The organism is Caballeronia sp. SEWSISQ10-4 2, assembly GCF_030464885.1.
GTDB lineage: Bacteria > Pseudomonadota > Gammaproteobacteria > Burkholderiales > Burkholderiaceae > Caballeronia.
The window spans coordinates 63,207-82,564 of record NZ_JALPRJ010000032.1 but is presented as its reverse complement, the minus strand read 5'-3'; the positions used below and the strand labels follow the sequence as shown (position 1 = coordinate 82,564).

The window sequence follows — 19,358 nt, the reverse complement described above, 5'->3', positions numbered from 1 at the left end:
CATGACTCCGGCCCTGCGCGGTCTCAAACGGTCCAGTCCAGAATCACCTTGCCGCTCTGGCCTGAGAGCATGGTCGCGAACGCTTCTTCGTAGTCGTCAACCGCGAAGCTGTGCGTGAGGATAGGGGAGAGATCGAGTCCGCTTTGCAGCATGGCGACCATCTTGTACCAGGTCTCGAACATCTCGCGGCCATAGATGCCTTTGATCTCCAGTCCCTTGAATATCACCTGGGTCCAGTCGATGGCCATGTGCGCAGGCGGAATGCCTAGCAACGCCACCTTGCCGCCGTGATTCATTGCTTCGAGCAAGCCCGTGAACGCGCTCGGCACGCCGGACATTTCAAGCCCGACGTCAAACCCTTCCGTCATATGAAGTTCGGCCATCACGTCGCGCAGCGAGGTCTCCGATACATTCACCGCACGCGTCGCGCCCATCTTGCGGGCAAGCTCCAGCCGATAATCGTTCACATCGGTGATGACCACATTGCGCGCGCCGACATGCTTGGCAATCGCCACGGCCATGATGCCGATCGGCCCGGCGCCCGTGATCAGCACGTCCTCGCCGACAAGATTGAACGACAGCGCCGTATGCGTTGCGTTGCCGAACGGATCGAAGATAGCGGCGAGATCGTCGGAAATATCGGGTGGAATCTTGAACGCGTTGAATGCGGGAATGACGAGAAATTCAGCGAATGCACCGGGACGATTGACGCCTACGCCCACTGTATTGCGGCACAAATGCCGACGCCCCGCACGACAGTTTCGGCAGAAACCGCAGGTGATATGGCCTTCGCCCGACACCCGGTCGCCGATCGCAAAGCCACGCACTTCCTGCCCCATCTCGACGATCTCGCCAACGTATTCGTGACCCACATGCATGGGCACGGGAATCGTCTTCTGCGCCCACTCGTCCCATTTCCAGATATGGATGTCAGTACCGCAGATGGCCGTTCGTGTGATGCGGATCATCACGTCGTTATGACCGACTTCAGGCTTCTTGACGCGAGTCAGCGTCAGCCCCGGTGCACGTTCTAGTTTTGCCAGTGCTTTCATGATTGTCTCGATGTCTCAGATGATGCCAAGTGATCGGCCAACGCGCGCGAACGCATCCACCGCGCGATCGATCTGTGCCGGCGTATGCGCGGCGCTCATTTGCGTGCGGATACGCGCGCGGCCTTTCGGCACCACCGGGAATGAAAACCCGATCACGTAGACGCCTTCATGCAGCAGCGCGTCCGCCATGCGCGAGGCGACTTGCGCGTCGCCGAGCATGACGGGGATGATCGGATGTTCGCCTGGGACGAGCGTGAAACCGAGCTTGCTCATGGCGTCGCGGAAATGCGCGCCGTTGGCTCGCACGCTGGCACGCAGCCGGGCACCTTCGTCGCTCGCCAGCAGTTCCAAAACCTTGAGCGTGGCGGCGGCAATGCTCGGCGCGAGCGAATTCGAGAACAGATAAGGACGCGAACGTTGCCGCAGCAACTCGACGATCTCGCGGCGCGCGGCGACGTAACCGCCGGACGCGCCGCCCAGCGCCTTGCCCAAGGTGCCGGTGATGATGTCGACGCGCGACAGCACGCCGCAATGCTCTGGTGTGCCGCGTCCGTTTTCACCGATAAAGCCCACTGCATGCGAGTCGTCGACCATGACCAGTGCGCCGTAACGATCGGCGAGATCGCAGATGCCGGCAAGATTCGCGATGATGCCGTCCATCGAAAACACGCCATCGGTGGCGATCAGCTTGAAACGCGCGCCGGCTGCATCCGCTTCGCGCAGCTTCGTCTCAAGGTCGGCGAGATCGTTGTTCTTGTAGCGATAACGCTTAGCTTTGGACAACCGCACGCCGTCGATGATGCTCGCGTGATTCAGTTCGTCGCTGATGATGGCGTCGGACTCGTCGAGCAAGGTTTCGAACAGGCCGCCGTTTGCATCGAAGCAACTCGAGTACAGGATGCAGTCGTCCGTTTGGAGGAAGGCGGCGAGCGCTTGCTCGAGTTCCTTGTGGACGGTTTGCGTGCCGCAGATAAACCGCACCGACGCCATGCCGAATCCGTCGTGATCCAGGCCCGCTTTTGCGGCCTCGATCAGGCGTGCATCGTCGGCGAGACCGAGATAATTGTTGGCGCAGAAGTTCAGCATGTCGCCGCCGCCCGCGAGCCGGATGTCGGCGGATTGCGGACTCGAGATCACGCGCTCGGTCTTGTAGAAACCGTCGGCGCGAATCTGATCGAGGGTGCTGCGCACATGCGCAAGATAAGAATCGTGCATGGATCATGCTCCTAAGTAATACGAGGACAGCCACGAGGACGGCGCACGAGGACCGCGCGGCAACGCCGTTTCGATGGTGCGGCTGCCAGTATGAAGGAAAATGCCATTCGCGCGAACGTTCGGGCGGCGCCGATCGCATTGTCTCAGGCCGTGGGATCGGCCGCATGAAACGCAAAACCGGCGGGTCTCAATGACGACCCGCCGGTACGAAGTGTCCACATTCCGTTTTTACATCAGAGGAATCATTCCAGCTCAACGCCGCGCAACTCGGGAATCAGGACGATCGTTGCCAGCAGATCAACGATATAAATCGACGCCAGCAACGCGATTGCCGTGCCGAACGAATAGTGCGTGGCGAGCGCACCGATGGCGAGTGGACCAAACCCGCCCACCGCCCGCCCGATGCTCCACAACACGTTTTGCGCGGTGCCGCGAGCGTGGGTTGGATAGAGCTCCGCCATCAGCGCGCCATAACCACCCATCATTCCGTTCACGAACAGACCCATGAAAATGCCGCCGATCAAAAGCGCATTGGGGGTTGTAAGCGTTGAGTAGATAAACACCATCACGAGTGCGCCGATCTGATAACCGACAAAGGCGGGCTTACGTCCTATCCGATCCGCAAGCTGCCCGAAGATCCAGATGCCGGCCAGCATGCCGAGGATCGAGGAGCCGGTCCAGATGGCCGACTTGGTGAGCGTGTAGCCGAACATCTTTGAAAGATAACCCGGCATCCACACGATGAGGCCGTAGTACCCGAAATTCTGGACCGAGCACAGGATGATCACGCCGATGCTGCGCTTTGTCGTGGTCTTGTCGCGAAACAGGGTCTTGATCGGGAACTCGCGTTGCTTCGTGGCGTGCGTGCGCACGAACAGTTCCGATTCGCCGATGGCCTTGCGGATGATGAACGATCCCACTGCCGGAAACAGGCCGACCACAAACATTCCGCGCCAGCCGATATGCGGCAGCAGCAGCGGCGTGACGATAGCCGCCGCGAGCACACCCAGCTGCCAGCCCATGCCGACATACGACGAGACGCGCCCGCGTTTGTTCGCAGGCCACGCTTCGATGGCAAGCGCCATGCCGATACCGAACTCGCCGCCGAGCCCGACACCTGCAATAAAGCGGTAGACGAGCAGATCGCCATAACTCGTCGCGAGGGCGCAGAGACCCGTGAAGAGCGCGAACAGCAGGATCGTGTAGGTCAGCACGCGAACGCGGCCGAGATAGTCGCTCAATATGCCGAAGCCCAGGCCACCCACCACGCCGCCGATAAGCGTCCACGTCACCAGTGACCCGGCTTGAGAACTCGTCAGGCCGAGATCGGCGGAAATCAGGTTCAGCATGAAGCCGAGGATCAGCAGATCGAATCCGTCCATCGCGTAACCTGAAACGGCTGCGATCAGCGCGCGAACGGGGCTTTGCGTTGGGGCTGCGGGCGGTGCGAGGATGTTGTCGGTCTCGCGTGCAGTGGCGTCGAGTGCCTCGACGCCGTCTTGCTTGTAGCTTGTCATGTAGGAAGGGCTCCGTGCGCGCTTAGTCGTGAGGCAACGGCGCGCCTGCACCGGTGCGCTCGACGATCAGTCCATAGTGCTCGGGCCGGCGATGCTTCGCGAAGTTGAACACGTGTTCGCGGAACGTGTCGCCAATGGCGAGATCGATGTTGGAGAAGATGACTTCATCTTCTTCACCCGACGACTGCGCCGCGATCTCGCCCGACGGCGCCACGATCACCGAGCCGCCTATCATGTGGAAGCCGTCCTCGAAGCCGCACTTCGCTGCCGCACCGATCCACATCGCGTTCTGGTAAGCCGAGGCCTGCAGCGAAATCAGATGCGTGTGCATGCGAAGATGCGGGGGCTCGTTCCAGTGAATATTCCAGGACGGCGTGTTGTAGCCGAGCACACCGAGCTCCGCGCTTTGCAGGGACATCACGCGCCACGTCTCCGGCCAACGGCGGTCGTTGCACAGGCACATACCGACCTTCGTGCCGAACGACTCGAATACCGGAAAACCTCGGTCGCCGACCTCGAAGAACTTCTTCTCGAGATGCTGGAATGGCGCATCGGGCTTATGGTCTGCGTGACCGGGCAAATGGATCTTGCGATATTTACCGATCACTTTCGCTTCCTTGTCGACCAGCACGGCGGTGTTGAAGCGGTGGCCTTCGGGTGTCAGCTCTGCATAGCCGAGATAAAAGCCAATGCCGAGTTCACGGGCTGCATCGAAGAGGGGCTGCACGTCCGCGTTAGGCATTGAACGTTCGAAGAAACGCTCGACCGCTTCGTCCTCGCTCATCCAGTAGCGCGGGAAAAACGTGGTCAGCGCCATCTCCGGGAACACGACCAGGTCTGCGTTGCGGCCCTTCGCCTCGCGCAACATGTCGACGAGACGCGCGACCACTTTGGGGCGATCATCGGCGAGGTTGACGGGACCCATCTGCGCCACGGCGAGACCGAGTTTTCGTGAATTACGCATGCTTGACCTCTGGTTGAAATCGATTCGAATTACGTAGGCAAATTACAAGGAGACCGGTTTGCTGCCGGTCAACGAGCGGAAGAAGCGAGTCGATGGCGTGAGCTCACGTTCAGTTGCGCAAGGCATGGGCGTAGAGCGCGGAATAAAGCGGCCGCTGCCGCGCGCCGCGTTCAACTGGCCATTCTCGACAATCACGCGCCCCGCGCTGACGACTGTTTCTGGCCAGCCTGTTATGGTGATTCCCTCGTAGGGCGTGTAGCCCACTTGATCGTGCAGCGCGCTCGCCGTAAGCGTCACCACACGCAATGGATTCCAGACAGCAACATCGGCGTCCGCGCCCGGCGCAAGCAGCCCTTTGCGCGGGAAAAGGCCATATAGGCGAGCATGATTGGCTGCGCTCAGCGCCACAAATTCGGGTATCGACAGCCGGTTCTTTCCAACCCCCTCCGAGAACAGCAGTGGCAAGCGCGTCTCCAGTCCGGGCAGGCCGTTTGCGATCTGCTTGAAGGTCGTTTTGTCGCCTTCGGGCAGCTTGCCGCTCGCATCGTATCTGTACGGCGCATGGTCCGACGATAGCGTCTGCAACGTGCCCTGCCTGAGCGCGTCCCATAGTGCTTCCTGAGCAGCGGCGTCGCGCAGCGGCGGGCTGCAGCAATACTTAGCGCCCTCGGTGCCTGGCAGGTCCATGTCGTCTTCCGTCAGCAGCAGATAGTGCGGGCAGGTTTCGCCATACACTTGCGCCCCGATTTTCTGAGCGGCCTGGATGGTCGCGAGCGCTTCATGCGCCGATACGTGCACGATCAGGATGGGTACGTCGAACAGGCGCGAGAGCTGGATCACGCGATTCGTCGCTTCGGTCTCGGCGAGTTGCACATGGCTCGTGCCGTGGAATTTCGGCGCGGTATAACCGCGTTCGAGCAGGCGCTGCGAGACCCAGCGGATCACATCGTTGTTCTCGGCATGCACCATCACCAAAGCCCTTTCGCGTGCGGCGACGGCCAGGACATCGAGCATCTGATAGTCGTCGATCTTCAACTGATCGTAGGTCATGTAGACCTTGAACGAGGTGATGCCCGAGCGGATCAACTCAGGCAGATCATGCTGAAGCGTTTGCGGATCGGTCTCCGAGAGAATCAGGTGATAGCTGTAGTCGATGACCGATTTCTCACGCGCGAGCGCGGCGTAATCGGCGGCTGCCTGTTTGAGCGACATGCCGCGATGCTGGGCCGCGAAGGGCACGATGGTTGTCGTGCCGCCGAACGCCGCGGACACGCTGGCGGAGTACCAGTCGTCCGCGCCCATGCGGCCCATTCCCGAGCGCTGCTCTACGTGGCAGTGCGTATCCACGCCGCCGGGCAAAACGAGGCGGTCCTTGGCATCGACGTCGTGGCGGCCGGGAGGCAAATCCGCTTCGACGGCAACAATGCGGTCGCCGACTATGCCGATATCGGCGCGGAAAACGTCGGTGTCGCTAGCGACGGTGCCGCCGCGAATGGTGAGATCGAAATCGGTCATAGAGAGGCGCCCTGGGATCGTTGACGACGCGTTGCTTCGGCGTGATCCTTCACGCGCGCGATAGCGAACGCGACCGCTGCCGTGCAGGGATCGACCACGGCAACACCCACCGCGGCTTCCACGCGGGAGCGCAGTTCGGCCATGCCTGCGCAGCCCAGCACGATCACGTCGGCGCCAGCGTCGTCGCGCAAGGTCTTCGCTGTTTCAATGAGGCGTTGCAGTGCGAGGTTTTCATCGCCGGAATCCGCCACGGGCAGGTCGATTGCAAGTTCGCCAGCAATCCGGCGATCGACCCCGAGCGTGCGGTAATAGCGAAGATGGCGGGGTATGCCGCGCGAACTCACGGCAATCACGCCGACCCGTTCGCCCAGTTGAAGGGCCGCTGACAGACCGGCTTGTCCGATACCTATAACAGGCTTTTTCGTTATTTCACGCGCGGCAAACAGGCCCGGATCGCTATAGCAGGCAATCACAAACGCGCTGGCGACGGCGTCGTTGCGCTCCACGTAGTCGGCGACGAGCGTCGCGGCGGAGTCCGCATCCCGTTGCGAGACGATGCCGGGCGGGGCGGTCTCGAGCGTAATGCAACGCAAGGCTGGACCGCCCGTTGACGCACCCGGTTGAACAGCGCGATCAATGCGCCCGGTGACGTCCGCGAGCGAGTTCGGATTGATGACGTGGATCGGCTGAATCATGGAGGAATCGCCTTGGAACGCGCAATCGTGGTGCACGCTTGCGCTGGATATGCGGCAACGATATCAATCGCCGCCCCAGTAGTGAAATACGCCAAAATTTAAAGGGTATAGACGGCATGCATGCATCTCGTCCGAGAGTGCGGATAGCGTTAAGCTTGCGCCGTCCGGCCGCCCCCGCCAAAAGGATTCGAGAGGCAATTGGAGAGCAGATGACCTACGACGACTCGCCGCAACGCAGGCTTACGATGAGCCTGCGCCAGATTGAAGTGTTTCGCGCCATCATGATCGCGGGGTCGATCAGCGAGGCCGCCCGCATGCTGTTTATCGCCCAGCCCTCGGTGAGCCGGGTGCTGTCGGTGTCGGAAGAGCGGCTCGGTTTCCTGCTGTTCGAACGCTCACGGGGCCGTCTTTATCCGACCCCGGAAGCCCGGCGTATTTTCGAGGAAGTGGAGTCGGCTTACGCGGGCGTTCAACGCGTCGATGACCTCGTGCGGGCGCTCGTGGAAGGGCGCAGCGGCAAGCTGAACGTGGTCTGCAGCCCGAGTCTCGGGGTGCATCTGGTGCCGCGCGCGATTGCGGTTTTTAACCGGCGTTATCCGAACCTTCCAATCCATTTCGAACCGCTCACGCATAACAACCTGATTCCGCGGGTGCTGTTCGGGAAGAACTATCTGGGGGTATCGATGTTCGACGTGGCGCACCCGAACCTCACGACGGAACCGCTAGTGAAGGTGCCGCTCATGTGTGTCAGTCCACCTGGCTGGCTGCCCGCGCACAAGACCGTGCGTCTGCGTGATCTGCAGGCGCGGCCGTGGATCGATTATGGTCACGACACGCCGCTCGGGCGCGTGGTGGGCGAGGCGTTCGGCAGCGAGCCACGCCCGGCGCCGATTGTCGAAGTGCGTTCGGCGATCAGTGCCTGCACGCTGGTGCAGGAGGGTGTAGGCGTGGCGCTCGTCGATCCGTTCTGCCTGGATGCCGCGTTGCGCGAGCGCATTGATGTGCGCCCGCTGCGGCCCGAGAAGACGCTGGAGCTGCAAGCCGTGTATTCGCGAGCGGAGCCGCTGTCGCATCCGGCTCGCGAGTTTCTCGAGGTATTGCGGCAGGTGTTGGAGGCCGTGCCGGGTGTTTAGTCTCCAGTGCAACTTTACCCGCTTGTCAGAGATTGGCCGGCAGCGGCATGTCGAGCCACTTCTGCGAAATGCTGTTTAGCGTGCCGTCGTGCTTGGCGCGGTCGATGGTCTGGTTGACGAGATCCAGCAGTCGCGGCTGATCCTTCAGCACGCCGATATAGCACGGCGAATTGCGGAAGATGTATTTGCTCTCCGGCATGCGCGGCGGATGCTTCGCGATGATCGCCGTCGCCACCACGTTGCCCGCCGCGAACAATTGAACCTGTCCGGAGAGGAACGCGGCAATCGTGCCGGCGTTGTCGTCGAAACGTTTGATCGTGGCGCTCGGCGGCGCGGTCTGCGTGATCGTCATTTCCTCCACGGTGCCGCGTGTTGCGCCAATTGTCTTGCCGGCCAGATCGGCAGGTCCCGTCACCTTGACGTCGGCGGGACCGAACACGCCCTGGAAGTACGGCGCGTAGGCCTGGGAAAAGTCGATGACCTTCTCCCTGTCCGCCGTCTTCGCCAGCGAGGAAATGGTCAGGTCGGCGCGGCCGCTCAGCAGGTAGGCCACGCGGTTCGCGCTCGTCACCGGGATCAGTTTCACCTCGACACCGATGGTCTTCGCCAGCAGGTTCGCCATGTCGATATCGTAGCCCTGCAGTTTCATGTCGGCACCGGGGGAGCCGAAGGGGGGATAGTCTTCGGGCACGGCAACCCTGAGCACATGCGCTGCGTGAATCGCATCGAGCTGGTCGGCATTAGCGGGTTGAACGGTCAATCCAATGATCAGCGATGCCAGTGCGGCAATTGCAGGCAAGCGGCTGCGGCGAGCGGCGCGGCGCGTCGGGAAATAGGGAAAGGGTTTCATCGAATGCTCCGTGGAGGTGAGTGGACAACGCGCGTCGCCGGCTCTTGCGAAAATTTTGCGAAAATTGCGAAAAGACCGGCGGATGCTATCAACCACGACGGAGCAAAAAAAATAGACCAATATCAATGCGATATAGCTGCAGGCTATGGTTCGCGATTCCCGGAGTCATCCGCAAACGCAAAGCCCATCGTGCGCCCGTGGTAATACAGCCCGCCGTCCTGCACGATCAGGAAACGGGCGCGCGGTTCATGGCCTTCGTTGTGATGCGAGTGCAGGGCAGCGGGTGGTGTCACGAGCGTCCGGTGCGGATGCCAGTCGCATCGTTTGCCGTCGACCATTGAAAAACAGTCGTCACCCGTCAGCACGAGCGTGATGGCCGCGGAATTGTGCCGATGGGGCCGTTGCATACAGCCGGCCGGCACCGTGTTCAGGCTCAGCGTGAGTATGGGCAGCAGGTTACGGCTCGGCTCCAGTTCCGCGCTTGAAAAGATCACTGCAAAGCCCGATGTCTCCGTATTTGCGGACGTCCTGAACAGCATCCCGAGCTGGCGTTCGATTTCGTCGGCGGGGAAGTGAACAGCAGCCAGGCCGCGCTGCGATGCCGTACGTGGCACGACATCTTCGTGCGCCAGCAATGGACTGTTATCGACACACCAGAGCAGCGCGCCGCTCTGCGCTGCATGCAAATTCGCGCCGGCGCTACCCGGCATCATGAAGACGTCGCCGCGATGCCACTCGAAGCCCGCCTCTCCATGCGTAGCCGTGCCGCTGCCGTCGATTACATACCAGATCGAACCGCTCGTCGTACTGTCGAGCACGATCTGCACACTGGCGGCCAGGCTCAAATAGCGGGCCAGCATGAACGGCGTAGTCGCGGGCACGCCAGATCCGAGCGCGTTCGACTGATCGCAATCCATCCACTGCGTCTCGCATGGCGTTGAGTTCGACATTGACATCGACAGCGGCAGATCGAAACTCGCGGCGGGCACGTCCGGCAGATGAATGTTGAACGCATTGCCCGAGTTGAAGAAACGGGCTCGCGCGGCGGCTTCGGTCTTCGGCGCGAGCGGCATTTGTGCAGGGAGGCTGGCCATATCCACGGCTTCGTTCAGTTCAGCTTGCATCATGTCGGTCCTGGTTCTGTGTTTGAAGCCACGCTTCAAGCGTCGCGTACAGTACATCCGCGCCCGCGCCGACCTGCTCCGGCGCCGACCATTCGGCGGGCGAGTGACTGATTCCCTCCCGGCACGGAATGAAGATCATCGCGCTCGGCGTCACTTGGGCGAGAAAACGTGCGTCGTGTCCGGCAGCCGACAGGATCGGCATCGATGAGTAACCGAACGCACACGCGGCAGTCTCAATCAGCCGCCCGAGTTGTGGATCGAAACCGTTCGACGGGGCATCGACTAGCGGTACGACACGGACCGAACAAGGTCGCGCGTTTGCTAAGCACAACGCCTCGACCTGCATCCCCAGCCGCGTCAGCATCGCATTGTCCGGATGGCGCAAATCGATACTGAATGTCAGCTTGCGCGGCACCACCGAGGGCGCGTTCGGTTCGGCGACGACGCGCCCGATCGTGAACTTCACCTGCTCGTCGGCATGCCCGAGTTCGTTATCGAGCGCAACGGCGACCCGTGCGAAAGCCGCGAGCGCATCGCGCCGGTCGCGCATGGCAAGCGTTCCCGCGTGGCCGCTTTCCCCATCGATTTCGACCCGCCAGGTCTTCTTGCCCTGGATGCCGCTGACCACGCCGATGTTCGTACCGGCTGCTTCGAGAAACGGCCCTTGTTCGATATGCAATTCGAAGTACGCCGCGACGGGAAAGCCGAGCGCGCGGCGCGGCAACCCGGCAAATACGGTGTGCAGATGATCGAGTGCCGCACTCACGCTGATGCCGTCTGGGTCGCACACGGCTCGAATCTCGTCGATGCCGGCCGCTCCAGCAAAGGCTTGCGAGCCCATCATGCCGGGCGCAAAGCGCGACCCTTCCTCGTTCATCCAGCCGACCGCGATCAGGTCCCGGTCGCTTTCGAGTGCGCGTTCGGCGCGCGTGAGCAATACCTCGAGCGCGCTCAGCACGCCGTACGCGCCGTCGAACCGGCCGCCCGCGGGCTGGCTGTCCAGATGACTGCCGAGCAGGACGGGCGGCAGGTCGCGATAACGTCCGGGTAGCGTGAGGAACAGGTTGCCGGCGGCATCTGTCGACGCTTCTATCGGGCGTCCCGTACCTTGTGCGGCGAGCTCGATCAGGTATTGCCACGCCGCGATTTCCGCCTCGCTGAGCGCCTGCCGGTTCACTCCGCCGTCCGCGAGTGCACCGATCTCGCCCAGCGCCATCAGACGGCTCCAGAGGCGCTTGAAATCGATACCTCGCGGGCAGTTGGCCTCGGAGGTGTCGGGTTTGCTCGTGCTCACTTGATAACGCTCGTCAGGGAACAAGGTGGGTTTAATCCGTCTTCATGATTTGCGATGGCAGCGCGCGCGGGTCCCGTTTAGCCCACGCGCCGGCCTCGACTTGCGCGACGAATTCGGCGAGCAGTCGGTTGAACGCTTCGGGTTCTTCGAGGTTCAGCGTGTGCCCGGTTTTAGGCATCACGGCGAGGCCGCACGCGGGCATCGTCTTCTTGAGGAAGATGCCGGGCTGGAGGCAGTGATCGTCCTCATCGCCGACGACTACCAGCGTCGGCGTCACCATTTGCGAAAGTGGTTTTTCGAGGTCGTATAGCGAGGGCCGCCGCGCCTGAACGCCGCGCATGGTATTCGCCGACCCGACGGCGTCGTGCTCGCCGAGCCGCGTCGCGAATTCCTGCCAGCCGCGCGGGTCCTTGTTCTGGAACTGGACGCGGCTCGCGCCGAGCGAATACGTCCGCGCGAACACTTCGCTGCCTTGCTTCTCGAACTGTGCGGCGACTTCCATCGATACGTTGCGGAAGTAGGCTTCATGTTCCTTTTCGGCTCCGTACCCTGCGCCCGCTACCGTCAGCGACAGCGCGCGTTGGGGCGCGCGCAAGCCGAGATGCAACGTCGCGAAGCCGCCCATCGACAGGCCGACGACATGCGCGCGTTCGATACCGAGATGGTCGAGCACCGCGACGATGTCATCGGCGGCGTTGTCCTGCGAGTAGGCATCGACGTCCGTGGGAATATCGGACGGTGCGTAACCGCGCGCGGCGAATGTGATGACCTGATGGCGGCGCGCAAAATAACGCATCTGCGGTTCCCAGCTGCGATGATCGCCGCCGAATTCGTGCACGAAGATGATGGGTGTGCCGTGGCCACCGTGCTCGTAGTAGAGCGACACGTCGTCGGCCGTTCTCGCGAAACCCATGATGTTGTCCTCAGAACTCAAAAGAGCGGCCGCGCGCAATGGTCGGCGCGGCGTGCTGTTTCCAGCGCGGCGGGCAACGCCTCGCAGAACGCGGTGACCCAGTCCGCCGGTACCGAGATCGATACCTTCACAAAGCGGTCGCCGAAGCGCGGCGTGTGATAACTCCCTTGTCGAATCATGATGCCGATGTCGCCAAAAGCTTCGACCAGCGCCTCCGGCGCGACGCCGGCATCGATACATTCGATCACCAGGAAATTGCCCTGCGAGGGATACACGGCGACCTTCAGGCCAGGGTGCCGGGACACGGCATCGAATACGGCTTTCTGGTTCGCGCGTTGCAGCGTCTGGACTTCGCGCATCCACTCGTCCTTGACAGCCAGTGCGGCCAGCGCGCCTTTCTGTGCAATCACGCTTGAGCCAAGTGGTGCTTCCGAGCAAGTCAGGATTTTTTCAAGCAGCGCCGGTGATGCCACGAGCGCGCCGAGCCGCAGACCGGCGAAGCCTAGCCACTTCGAAAAGCTCACGATGGTGATCGTGCCTTCGGGATAAAACTCCGCCGCGAGATGATGATCATCGGCGAAATCGCGATACGTGCAGTCGTGGATCAGGATGGCGCCGATCTGCTTCGCCCGCTGCGTAAACGCGGCAATTTCATCGCGCGTGTAGCAGACGCCGAGCGGGTTATTCGGATCGACGAGATAGATAACGCCGGTGTTTTCGCCGGTTGCGGCCGTCAGCGCGTCCGCACTCAGCCGGTATTGATATTGCTCTCCGTAGATCGGAATTTCCGTGATCGGCGAACCCGCGCGGGCCGCGAATTGCAACGGCCATTTCCAGCCGGGGTCCGTTGTCACGAAGCCGCTCTGCGGACCGCAAAAAGCACGGCAGGCGAGTGCAAGCGCGGCCACTGCCCCGTCGGTGACGACGGCTTGCTGTTTGCCTGCGAGGCCGAGATCATCGACGATCGCATCGCGCAATGCCTCGAGTCCCAGGGGCGGCGCATATGCACGAAAACCTTCGTCGTCGATGGCCTGGTGCAGCGCCGTGCGCACGGCTGCGTGCAGCGGTACATGATTGGTGTTCTGGCCAAGCCACTTCAAGCCAGGCGTGTTGAACAGCCGGTCGAAATACTGGTTGCGAATTTCCGCAGTGCTGGCCGGTGTGTGGATAGTCGAACTCATTGGACGGCTCCGGCCTCGGCGAGTATGCCGGCGGCGGCCGGAGAGATCTCGGCATTGGCGCGCTTGCTGGTCTTGATGATGGAGCCGCGCGCGGCAATGCCCCCGTCGATGGTCACGATCGTGCCCGTGATATACGCCGCCCGAGGCGAAGCGAGGAACACCATCAGTTCGGCCACTTCGTCGGCGCGCGCCGGACGTCCGCCCGGGTAGAGCGAAAAGAGCTCGGTCCAGCGCGCCTCGTCGCCGTGCATGTCCAGCGCTCGGCGCTTCATCAGCTTGACCATGCGATCGGTTTCGACCGGCCCCGGATTTACGCCGATCACGCGGATATTGTCGTCGAGACTGACGCCGCCGAGCGCGCGCGTGAACGCCATCAGCGCAGCATTGCCGGTGGATCCGGCCACATAGTTGGCATCCCAGTTCTCGCCCGAGTTACCGATGTCGTTGATGATCACACCGCCGCCCCGGGCCTGCATGCGTGCGTAGTACGCCTTCGTGAGGTCTATGTAGCCGAATACTTTCAGTTCGAAGCCACGGCGGATCGCGGCGGGATCGAGTGCGTCGAGTGGTCCCGAGGGCAGGTCGCCGGCATTGTTGATCAGGATATCGATGTCGCCCGCGCGATCGGCGAGCCTGGCCATCGAGCCGGCTTCCCCGAGATCCATCGCATGAACGGTGACGCTCACGCCGTGTTTTTCGACGATGGCATCGCGCGCTTCGCTTAGCGCTTCAGCATTGCGCGCGGCGAGATGCAGGTGACATCCTTCGGCGGCGAACGCGTGGGCGGTGGCGAGTCCGATACCCTTCGAGGCGCCGGTAATGAGGACGGTCTTGCCGTCGAGATCGAGTTTCATGGTGTTTCCTCTGCCGCGGACGCGGGGTCCGGCCGGTTCAGGCCGGCTTGATTTAAAGTTGGGTTGAAACAGAACACGAGGGAATTCAGGACGGCGAGATCGCCGCGATGAAATCGACCATGTCGTCACCGAGCAGATTCACGTGATCGCTGGCAGCGTCTTCAGCGGCTTGCGCGTCGGCGGCTGCAATGGCGTCGATGATTCGCTGATGCTCGCCGATTGTCGCGTTCATGCGCCCCGGCTGGTTGGTCACATAACGCCGGTAAGGTGCGACACGCTTGCGCAACGCACGCGTCTGCTCGGCGACATATTCCGTGTTCGACGCTGCGTAGAGCTGATCGTGAAAGATCTGGTTGATGTCGTAGAAACGCTGGGTATCGCCGTCTTTCAACGCGGCCGTCAACGCTTCGTGTGTCTCGGCCAGCGCCCGTTTCTGCGCCGCGGTTGCCCGGCGCGCCGCGAAGCGCGCACACAGTCCTTCGAGCGATGCCATGACATGAAACATCTCGATCAGCACCGGCAGCGACAGCTTTGCCACCGTCACACCCTGACGACCGCGAATCTCGACTAGCCCCAGACCTTCGAGCGCCTTGAACGCTTCCCGGACCGGCGTGCGGGAAGCATTGAAGCGGACTGCGAGCTCGCCTTCGTCAAGGCGTTCCCCTGGTTTGAATTCGCCGCTGAAGATCAGGTTCTCGAGCGCTTTCTGAACGGTCTCCGACAGTGTCGCCGGACGTTCGGAACCGGCGCCGGTGTCGCTCTCCACAGTGAACGCGTAGGCGGTGGGGGTACTCATCACATGTCTCCTTCAATCGCTTGCCTGTGCCAGGCGTACAACGGCTGGCCGTTTATCCGTCAGGTCCGCGGCGTTAAAACGGGCGGTCGCCGGCAACCGTCGTGCGGTGCATGACACGGCGGTATTTGACGTCGTCGTACGGCGTCGCCCGATGCATGGTGGAGCGGTTGTCCCAGATCAGCAGGTCGCCCGGCTGCCATACATGACGATAGACGAAGCGTGAATCCACCGCATGTGCGTTCAGGCGCGCCAGCAGCACCTGACCTTCAGGGCCCTCCATTCCTTCAATCCCGCTCACCACGTCCTCGCCCACGTAAAGCGACAGACGTCCCGTTTCCGGATGCGTACGTACCAACGGATGGGTGATGTCGGGCACCGCGGCCTTTTGTTCGCTGGACAGCGGCGTGCGATCGGCAAACGCCTTGCCGTAGTACGACGAATACGAATGCACGCCGCGTAATGGGCGAATGAAATCCCTGGTGTCGTCGTCGAGAGCGTCGAAGGCGGCATACATGGAAGCGAACAGCGTATCCGCGCCTTCGGGCGGCGTTTCGATCGCGTACAGCAGCGAACCGAGGCACGGCTCGGCCTTGTAGGACAGGTCCGAATGCCAGTTCCAGCCTTCCTTGTGATTGCCGATCGGTTTGCCGCCGTCGACCACGTTCGACAACACGTAGATCTCGGGGAAACCCGGTTTCAGGAATTGCGCGAGTACGTGCGTGAGCAGCGGACCGAAGCGGCGCGAGAACGCAACGTGTTCCGCTTCGCTCAGCGTCTGGTCGCGAAAGAGCAGCACGGAATGCTGGTTCAGCGCTTCGCGCAGCGTAGCGAAGTCGTCGTCGGCAACCGGCTTGCGCAGATCGGCATCGTGAACTTCAATGCCTAGAAACGGCGTGATGGGCTGCAGCTTCATGTCTATCTCCGTTAGTGATGTGTGTCTGGTCAATCCCGGTACGACGGGTCCAGTTTGTCGAGCAAGCGGATAAAGGCCGGCCATTCACGGCTGCCCGGGGGCAGGATGTCGCCGGCCATTTCGTTGAACTGACGCGAAGCCAGCGCGCTGATGTCCGCGTGCGGCAAATGCAGCGTCGCGCCGCCTGCCGCGCTCGCTGCCCCTTGCGCGAGCAACTGCACGCGAGCGGCGCGCTCGAAGTAGTACGCCAGGATGAAAGCTTCCGCGACCGTACGCCCGACGCTCAACACGCCGTGATTGCGCAACACGAGAACGGGATGCTCGCCGAGATCTCGGATCAGGCGCTCTCGCTCGCCGGTTTCGAGCGCGACGCCTTCGTAATCGTGAAAACCGGCGTGGCCATGAAAACGCATCGCGAACTGGCTCAGCGGCAGAAGGCCTTCGGTCAGCGCGGACACGGCGGTCGCCGCTTCCGAATGCGTGTGCAGCACGCAATTGGCATCGGCGCGGCCCGCGTGGATCGCGCTGTGAATCACGAAGCCGGCACGGTTCACCGGCTGCGTGGTGTCATCGACCCGGTTGCCTTCGTGATCGATCTTGACGAAGCAGGAGGCGTTGATCTCCGAGAAGAGCAAACCATAGGGGTTGATCAGGAAATGACCCGGCTCGCCGGGTACGCGCACTGAGATATGGTTGTAGATCAGGTCGTCGAGGCCGAAGTGCGCGACCAGCCGGTAACACGCGGCCAGTTGCACCCGCAGGGTCGCTTCGTCCTGGGCGACGGGATTGGCGGCATCGGTTTTTGAAGAGTCGGGAAGAACGGTTGTCATTGCAGTTCAGTTCCACCAGACGAGTTTGCGGTCGATCCACACCAGCGCCGTGTACAACAACACGCTCGCCAGCGATGCGCTCAGCACCGCAACCCACACACCAAGATTGTCGACTTGCTGCATCGACTCGAAAATAATCCTGCCGATACCGCGATACGCGCCCAGCATTTCACTGACGATGGCCACGATCATGCTGCGCGGGATAGCAACGCGCAGTCCGTTGACGACGGAAGGCATCGCGGCGGGCAGTTGCAGCCGGCGCAAGATGGAGAGCCGTGACGCGCCGAAGCTGCGCATCAGGTCGATCGCGCCGGTTTCCGCCTGCTTCAGGCCGTGTAGCGCATTGATCAGCACCACGAACCCTGTCGACAGGGCAACAAGCGCGAGCTTCGAAGCCGGTCCGATACCGAACCAGACCAAGGTGACGGGCACGTAGGCGACGATAGGGACCGAGTTGATCGCGACTGCGACCGGCAGCAGGCTGCGTTCAAGCGGCACGATCAGGACCATCAAGGACGCGATCGCCACGCCGAGTACTGCGCCGATCACAAATCCTCCCAGCGATTCACTGAGCGTGGCGGCAAGGGCATCGGCGAGGAGGTGGCTGTCGCCCGATAAGCGCACGGCGATCTGCGTGAGATGCGGCAACACAAAATTCGGGATGTGAAACAGCGCGATCGCGCCTTCCCAGGCCGTCACGAAGATCAGCAACGTGATGAGGACGGGCACTGCGCCAGCCTCGGTCAGCTTGCGGAACGCCACCATACGAGCCTCCGTTCGATCAGCGAAATCAATCCGTACAGCGTGGAGCCCATCAGCCCGCACGCAACGATCACGGTCCACAGGCGCGTCATGTCTTCGGTGTACATCGCTTGCAGGAGCATGACGCCGAGACCGACCGTCTCGCCAAACCATTCACCGACAATCGATCCGATCAGGCTCAGCGAAATCGCCACCTTCAGCCCGACCATGACCTGGGGCAGCGCCCACGGCCATGCGAGCTTCGCAAAGAGCGCGAAGCCGCGCGCGCCGAAACTGCGCATCAGGCCGATGCGCTCAGGATCGACGCCCTTCAATCCACGCAACGTGTTGACCGTCACCGGCAGGAACGAAAGAAACAACGCCATGACCACTTTCGCGAGCAGTGTGTTCCCGAACCAGATCACGACGAGCGCACCGAACGCGACGACGGGCATCGACTGAGAGATCACGAAGAGCGGAAATACCGAGCGTTCAAGCGTGCGCACGTAGGCGAAGGTGATGCCGAACAGGCACCCGAGCAGTGAACCAGCGATAAAACCGAGCAGCGTCTCCAGCAACGTGCGGCCGAAGCTGGCGAGCAGGTCGGCGCGGACCGTCCAGGCGTCGGCGAATACGGCCGACAGCGGCGGCAGGGTCCGCCTGGGCACCGCGAACGCAATGGTCGCGAACTCCCAGAGCAGCGCAAGCGCGATCATGGAAGCGAGAGGCGAGCGCAGGAATCCCATCAGGAGGCGTTGCTGCCAGCCGGGCCTGGCCGCTACGGCGCCGCCGCGCAGCCCCGCCGGCAATGCCTTCTGAGCGAGGTCGGACGAGGCGCTCACAGTCCCTCCGATGCGAAGGACTTCATGCTTTCCTCTTCGATCACATCGAGCAGACGACGCTTGATCGTTGTGAATTGCGTCGACGTGACAAGCGCGGGATCGCGCGGTCGAGGCAAGTTGATGATCTCCTCGCACTTGATCGTGCCGGGTCGCGACGTCATCACCAGTACGCGGTCGCCGAGAAAAATCGCTTCGTCGATATCGTGCGTGATGAACAGCACCGTGCGCTGGCGGCGTGCCCAGATATCGAGCAGCCAGCTCTGCATCTTCGCGCGTGTCAACGCGTCGAGCGCGCCGAAGGGTTCGTCGAGGAGCAACAGGTCACGCTCGAACAGGAACGTGCGCATCAGCGCAACGCGCTGGCGCATCCCGCCGGAAAGCTGTTGAGGGTAGTGATGTTCGAAGCCCTTAAGACCGAATTCGGGAAACATCGCTTCGGCTCGCTTGCGGGCTTCGCGGCGTGGCACTCCTTCCACTTCGAGCGCGATGATCGCGTTGTCGAGCACCGTGCGCCAGGGGAACAGTAAGTCCCGCTGGGGCATGAACGACACTTTGCCGAGCAGCTTGCCGTCCGGCTGGGGGACGTTATCGAGCAGGATCGAACCGTCGTTGTCCGGTGCGATCAGCCCCGCGATCATGTTGAACAACGTCGATTTGCCACAGCCCGACGGACCGATCAGCGTGACAAATTCACCCTTCGGAATACGCAAGTCGACTTCGCGCACGGCGATAGTCGGTGCGGCTGGGTCGCCGAAACGCTTCCAGACGTTGACGAGTTCCAGTTGCGCCGGTGCGGCTGTCGACTGGGCCAGGGGCGGGGCGCTAACGGTTGTCGTGGGCATCGGATCGTGTGAAAGACCGGTTTGCAGTTCAGCTTGCAAGACGACCTCCTGCGGAAATGGGAACGTAAAACTGCGTCGATGATTGCC

Annotated in this window: 19 protein-coding genes; 1 reads left to right on the top strand and 18 read right to left on the bottom strand. The window is 62.0% G+C overall.

What is annotated here, in order from left to right; all coding sequences use genetic code 11:
* Nucleotides 1-23: 23 nt before the first annotated feature.
* From tdh to M0D69_RS22090, 6 genes are all read right to left on the bottom strand, one after another.
* The gene (gene tdh, locus M0D69_RS22115; RefSeq protein WP_301784036.1) at nt 24-1,052 is read right to left on the bottom strand and encodes an L-threonine 3-dehydrogenase; all 1,029 of its coding nucleotides are present in this window, start codon (nt 1,050-1,052) and stop codon (nt 24-26) included.
* Nucleotides 1,053-1,067: 15 nt separating this feature from the next.
* Nucleotides 1,068-2,267: a glycine C-acetyltransferase gene (locus M0D69_RS22110; protein ID WP_301784035.1), complete on the bottom strand. Its 1,200-nt coding sequence runs from the start codon at nt 2,265-2,267 to the stop codon at nt 1,068-1,070.
* A gap of 242 nt (nt 2,268-2,509) precedes the next feature.
* A complete protein-coding gene (locus M0D69_RS22105; RefSeq protein WP_301784034.1) occupies nt 2,510-3,784 on the bottom strand; it encodes an MFS transporter in 1,275 nt (424 codons plus the stop codon).
* A gap of 22 nt (nt 3,785-3,806) precedes the next feature.
* Nucleotides 3,807-4,748 carry an N-carbamoyl-D-amino-acid hydrolase gene (locus tag M0D69_RS22100; RefSeq protein ID WP_301784033.1) on the bottom strand — a complete coding sequence of 314 codons (942 nt, stop codon included), beginning with the start codon at nt 4,746-4,748 and terminating at the stop codon, nt 3,807-3,809.
* A gap of 42 nt (nt 4,749-4,790) precedes the next feature.
* On the bottom strand, nt 4,791-6,263 hold the full coding sequence (gene hydA / locus M0D69_RS22095) for a dihydropyrimidinase (RefSeq protein ID WP_301784032.1): 1,473 nt from the start codon (nt 6,261-6,263) through the stop codon (nt 4,791-4,793).
* Nucleotides 6,260-6,958: an aspartate/glutamate racemase family protein gene (locus tag M0D69_RS22090; RefSeq protein WP_301784031.1), complete on the bottom strand. Its 699-nt coding sequence runs from the start codon at nt 6,956-6,958 to the stop codon at nt 6,260-6,262. Before M0D69_RS22090 ends, hydA begins: the two co-directional genes overlap by 4 nt.
* 209 nt (nt 6,959-7,167) lie before the next feature.
* On the opposite strand from M0D69_RS22090, the gene M0D69_RS22085 reads away from it, so the two are divergent.
* A complete protein-coding gene (locus M0D69_RS22085; RefSeq protein WP_301784030.1) occupies nt 7,168-8,091 on the top strand; it encodes a LysR substrate-binding domain-containing protein in 924 nt (307 codons plus the stop codon).
* Between the two features lie 25 nt (nt 8,092-8,116).
* Here the strand turns inward: M0D69_RS22085 and M0D69_RS22080 are convergent, their stop codons facing one another.
* The 12 genes from M0D69_RS22080 to M0D69_RS22025 form a co-directional block, all read right to left on the bottom strand.
* Nucleotides 8,117-8,941 carry a transporter substrate-binding domain-containing protein gene (locus tag M0D69_RS22080; RefSeq protein ID WP_301784029.1) on the bottom strand — a complete coding sequence of 275 codons (825 nt, stop codon included), beginning with the start codon at nt 8,939-8,941 and terminating at the stop codon, nt 8,117-8,119.
* Nucleotides 8,942-9,084: 143 nt separating this feature from the next.
* Complete coding sequence (locus M0D69_RS22075; RefSeq protein ID WP_301784028.1) at nt 9,085-10,068, bottom strand: cupin domain-containing protein; 984 nt, start codon at nt 10,066-10,068, stop codon at nt 9,085-9,087.
* Nucleotides 10,055-11,359 carry a M20 family metallo-hydrolase gene (locus M0D69_RS22070; RefSeq protein WP_301784027.1) on the bottom strand — a complete coding sequence of 435 codons (1,305 nt, stop codon included), beginning with the start codon at nt 11,357-11,359 and terminating at the stop codon, nt 10,055-10,057. The genes M0D69_RS22075 and M0D69_RS22070 overlap by 14 nt, the downstream gene beginning before the upstream one ends.
* Before the next feature lie 31 nt (nt 11,360-11,390).
* On the bottom strand, nt 11,391-12,272 hold the full coding sequence (locus M0D69_RS22065; RefSeq protein WP_301784026.1) for an alpha/beta fold hydrolase: 882 nt from the start codon (nt 12,270-12,272) through the stop codon (nt 11,391-11,393).
* Nucleotides 12,273-12,289: 17 nt separating this feature from the next.
* Nucleotides 12,290-13,453 (bottom strand): pyridoxal phosphate-dependent aminotransferase, encoded by a 1,164-nt coding sequence (locus M0D69_RS22060; RefSeq protein ID WP_301784025.1) that lies wholly within the window; start codon nt 13,451-13,453, stop codon nt 12,290-12,292.
* Nucleotides 13,450-14,307 (bottom strand): SDR family oxidoreductase, encoded by an 858-nt coding sequence (locus M0D69_RS22055; protein ID WP_301784024.1) that lies wholly within the window; start codon nt 14,305-14,307, stop codon nt 13,450-13,452. The genes M0D69_RS22060 and M0D69_RS22055 overlap by 4 nt, the downstream gene beginning before the upstream one ends.
* A gap of 85 nt (nt 14,308-14,392) precedes the next feature.
* On the bottom strand, nt 14,393-15,103 hold the full coding sequence (locus M0D69_RS22050; protein WP_301784023.1) for a GntR family transcriptional regulator: 711 nt from the start codon (nt 15,101-15,103) through the stop codon (nt 14,393-14,395).
* A gap of 73 nt (nt 15,104-15,176) precedes the next feature.
* Nucleotides 15,177-16,016 carry a TauD/TfdA family dioxygenase gene (locus tag M0D69_RS22045; RefSeq protein WP_301784022.1) on the bottom strand — a complete coding sequence of 280 codons (840 nt, stop codon included), beginning with the start codon at nt 16,014-16,016 and terminating at the stop codon, nt 15,177-15,179.
* A gap of 29 nt (nt 16,017-16,045) precedes the next feature.
* Nucleotides 16,046-16,846 carry a class II aldolase/adducin family protein gene (locus M0D69_RS22040; protein WP_301784021.1) on the bottom strand — a complete coding sequence of 267 codons (801 nt, stop codon included), beginning with the start codon at nt 16,844-16,846 and terminating at the stop codon, nt 16,046-16,048.
* 6 nt (nt 16,847-16,852) lie between these two features.
* On the bottom strand, nt 16,853-17,611 hold the full coding sequence (locus tag M0D69_RS22035; protein WP_301784020.1) for an ABC transporter permease: 759 nt from the start codon (nt 17,609-17,611) through the stop codon (nt 16,853-16,855).
* On the bottom strand, nt 17,590-18,429 hold the full coding sequence (locus M0D69_RS22030; RefSeq protein ID WP_301784019.1) for an ABC transporter permease: 840 nt from the start codon (nt 18,427-18,429) through the stop codon (nt 17,590-17,592). The genes M0D69_RS22035 and M0D69_RS22030 overlap by 22 nt, the downstream gene beginning before the upstream one ends.
* Nucleotides 18,426-19,310 carry an ABC transporter ATP-binding protein gene (locus M0D69_RS22025; RefSeq protein WP_301784018.1) on the bottom strand — a complete coding sequence of 295 codons (885 nt, stop codon included), beginning with the start codon at nt 19,308-19,310 and terminating at the stop codon, nt 18,426-18,428. The genes M0D69_RS22030 and M0D69_RS22025 overlap by 4 nt, the downstream gene beginning before the upstream one ends.
* Nucleotides 19,311-19,358 lie beyond the last annotated feature (48 nt).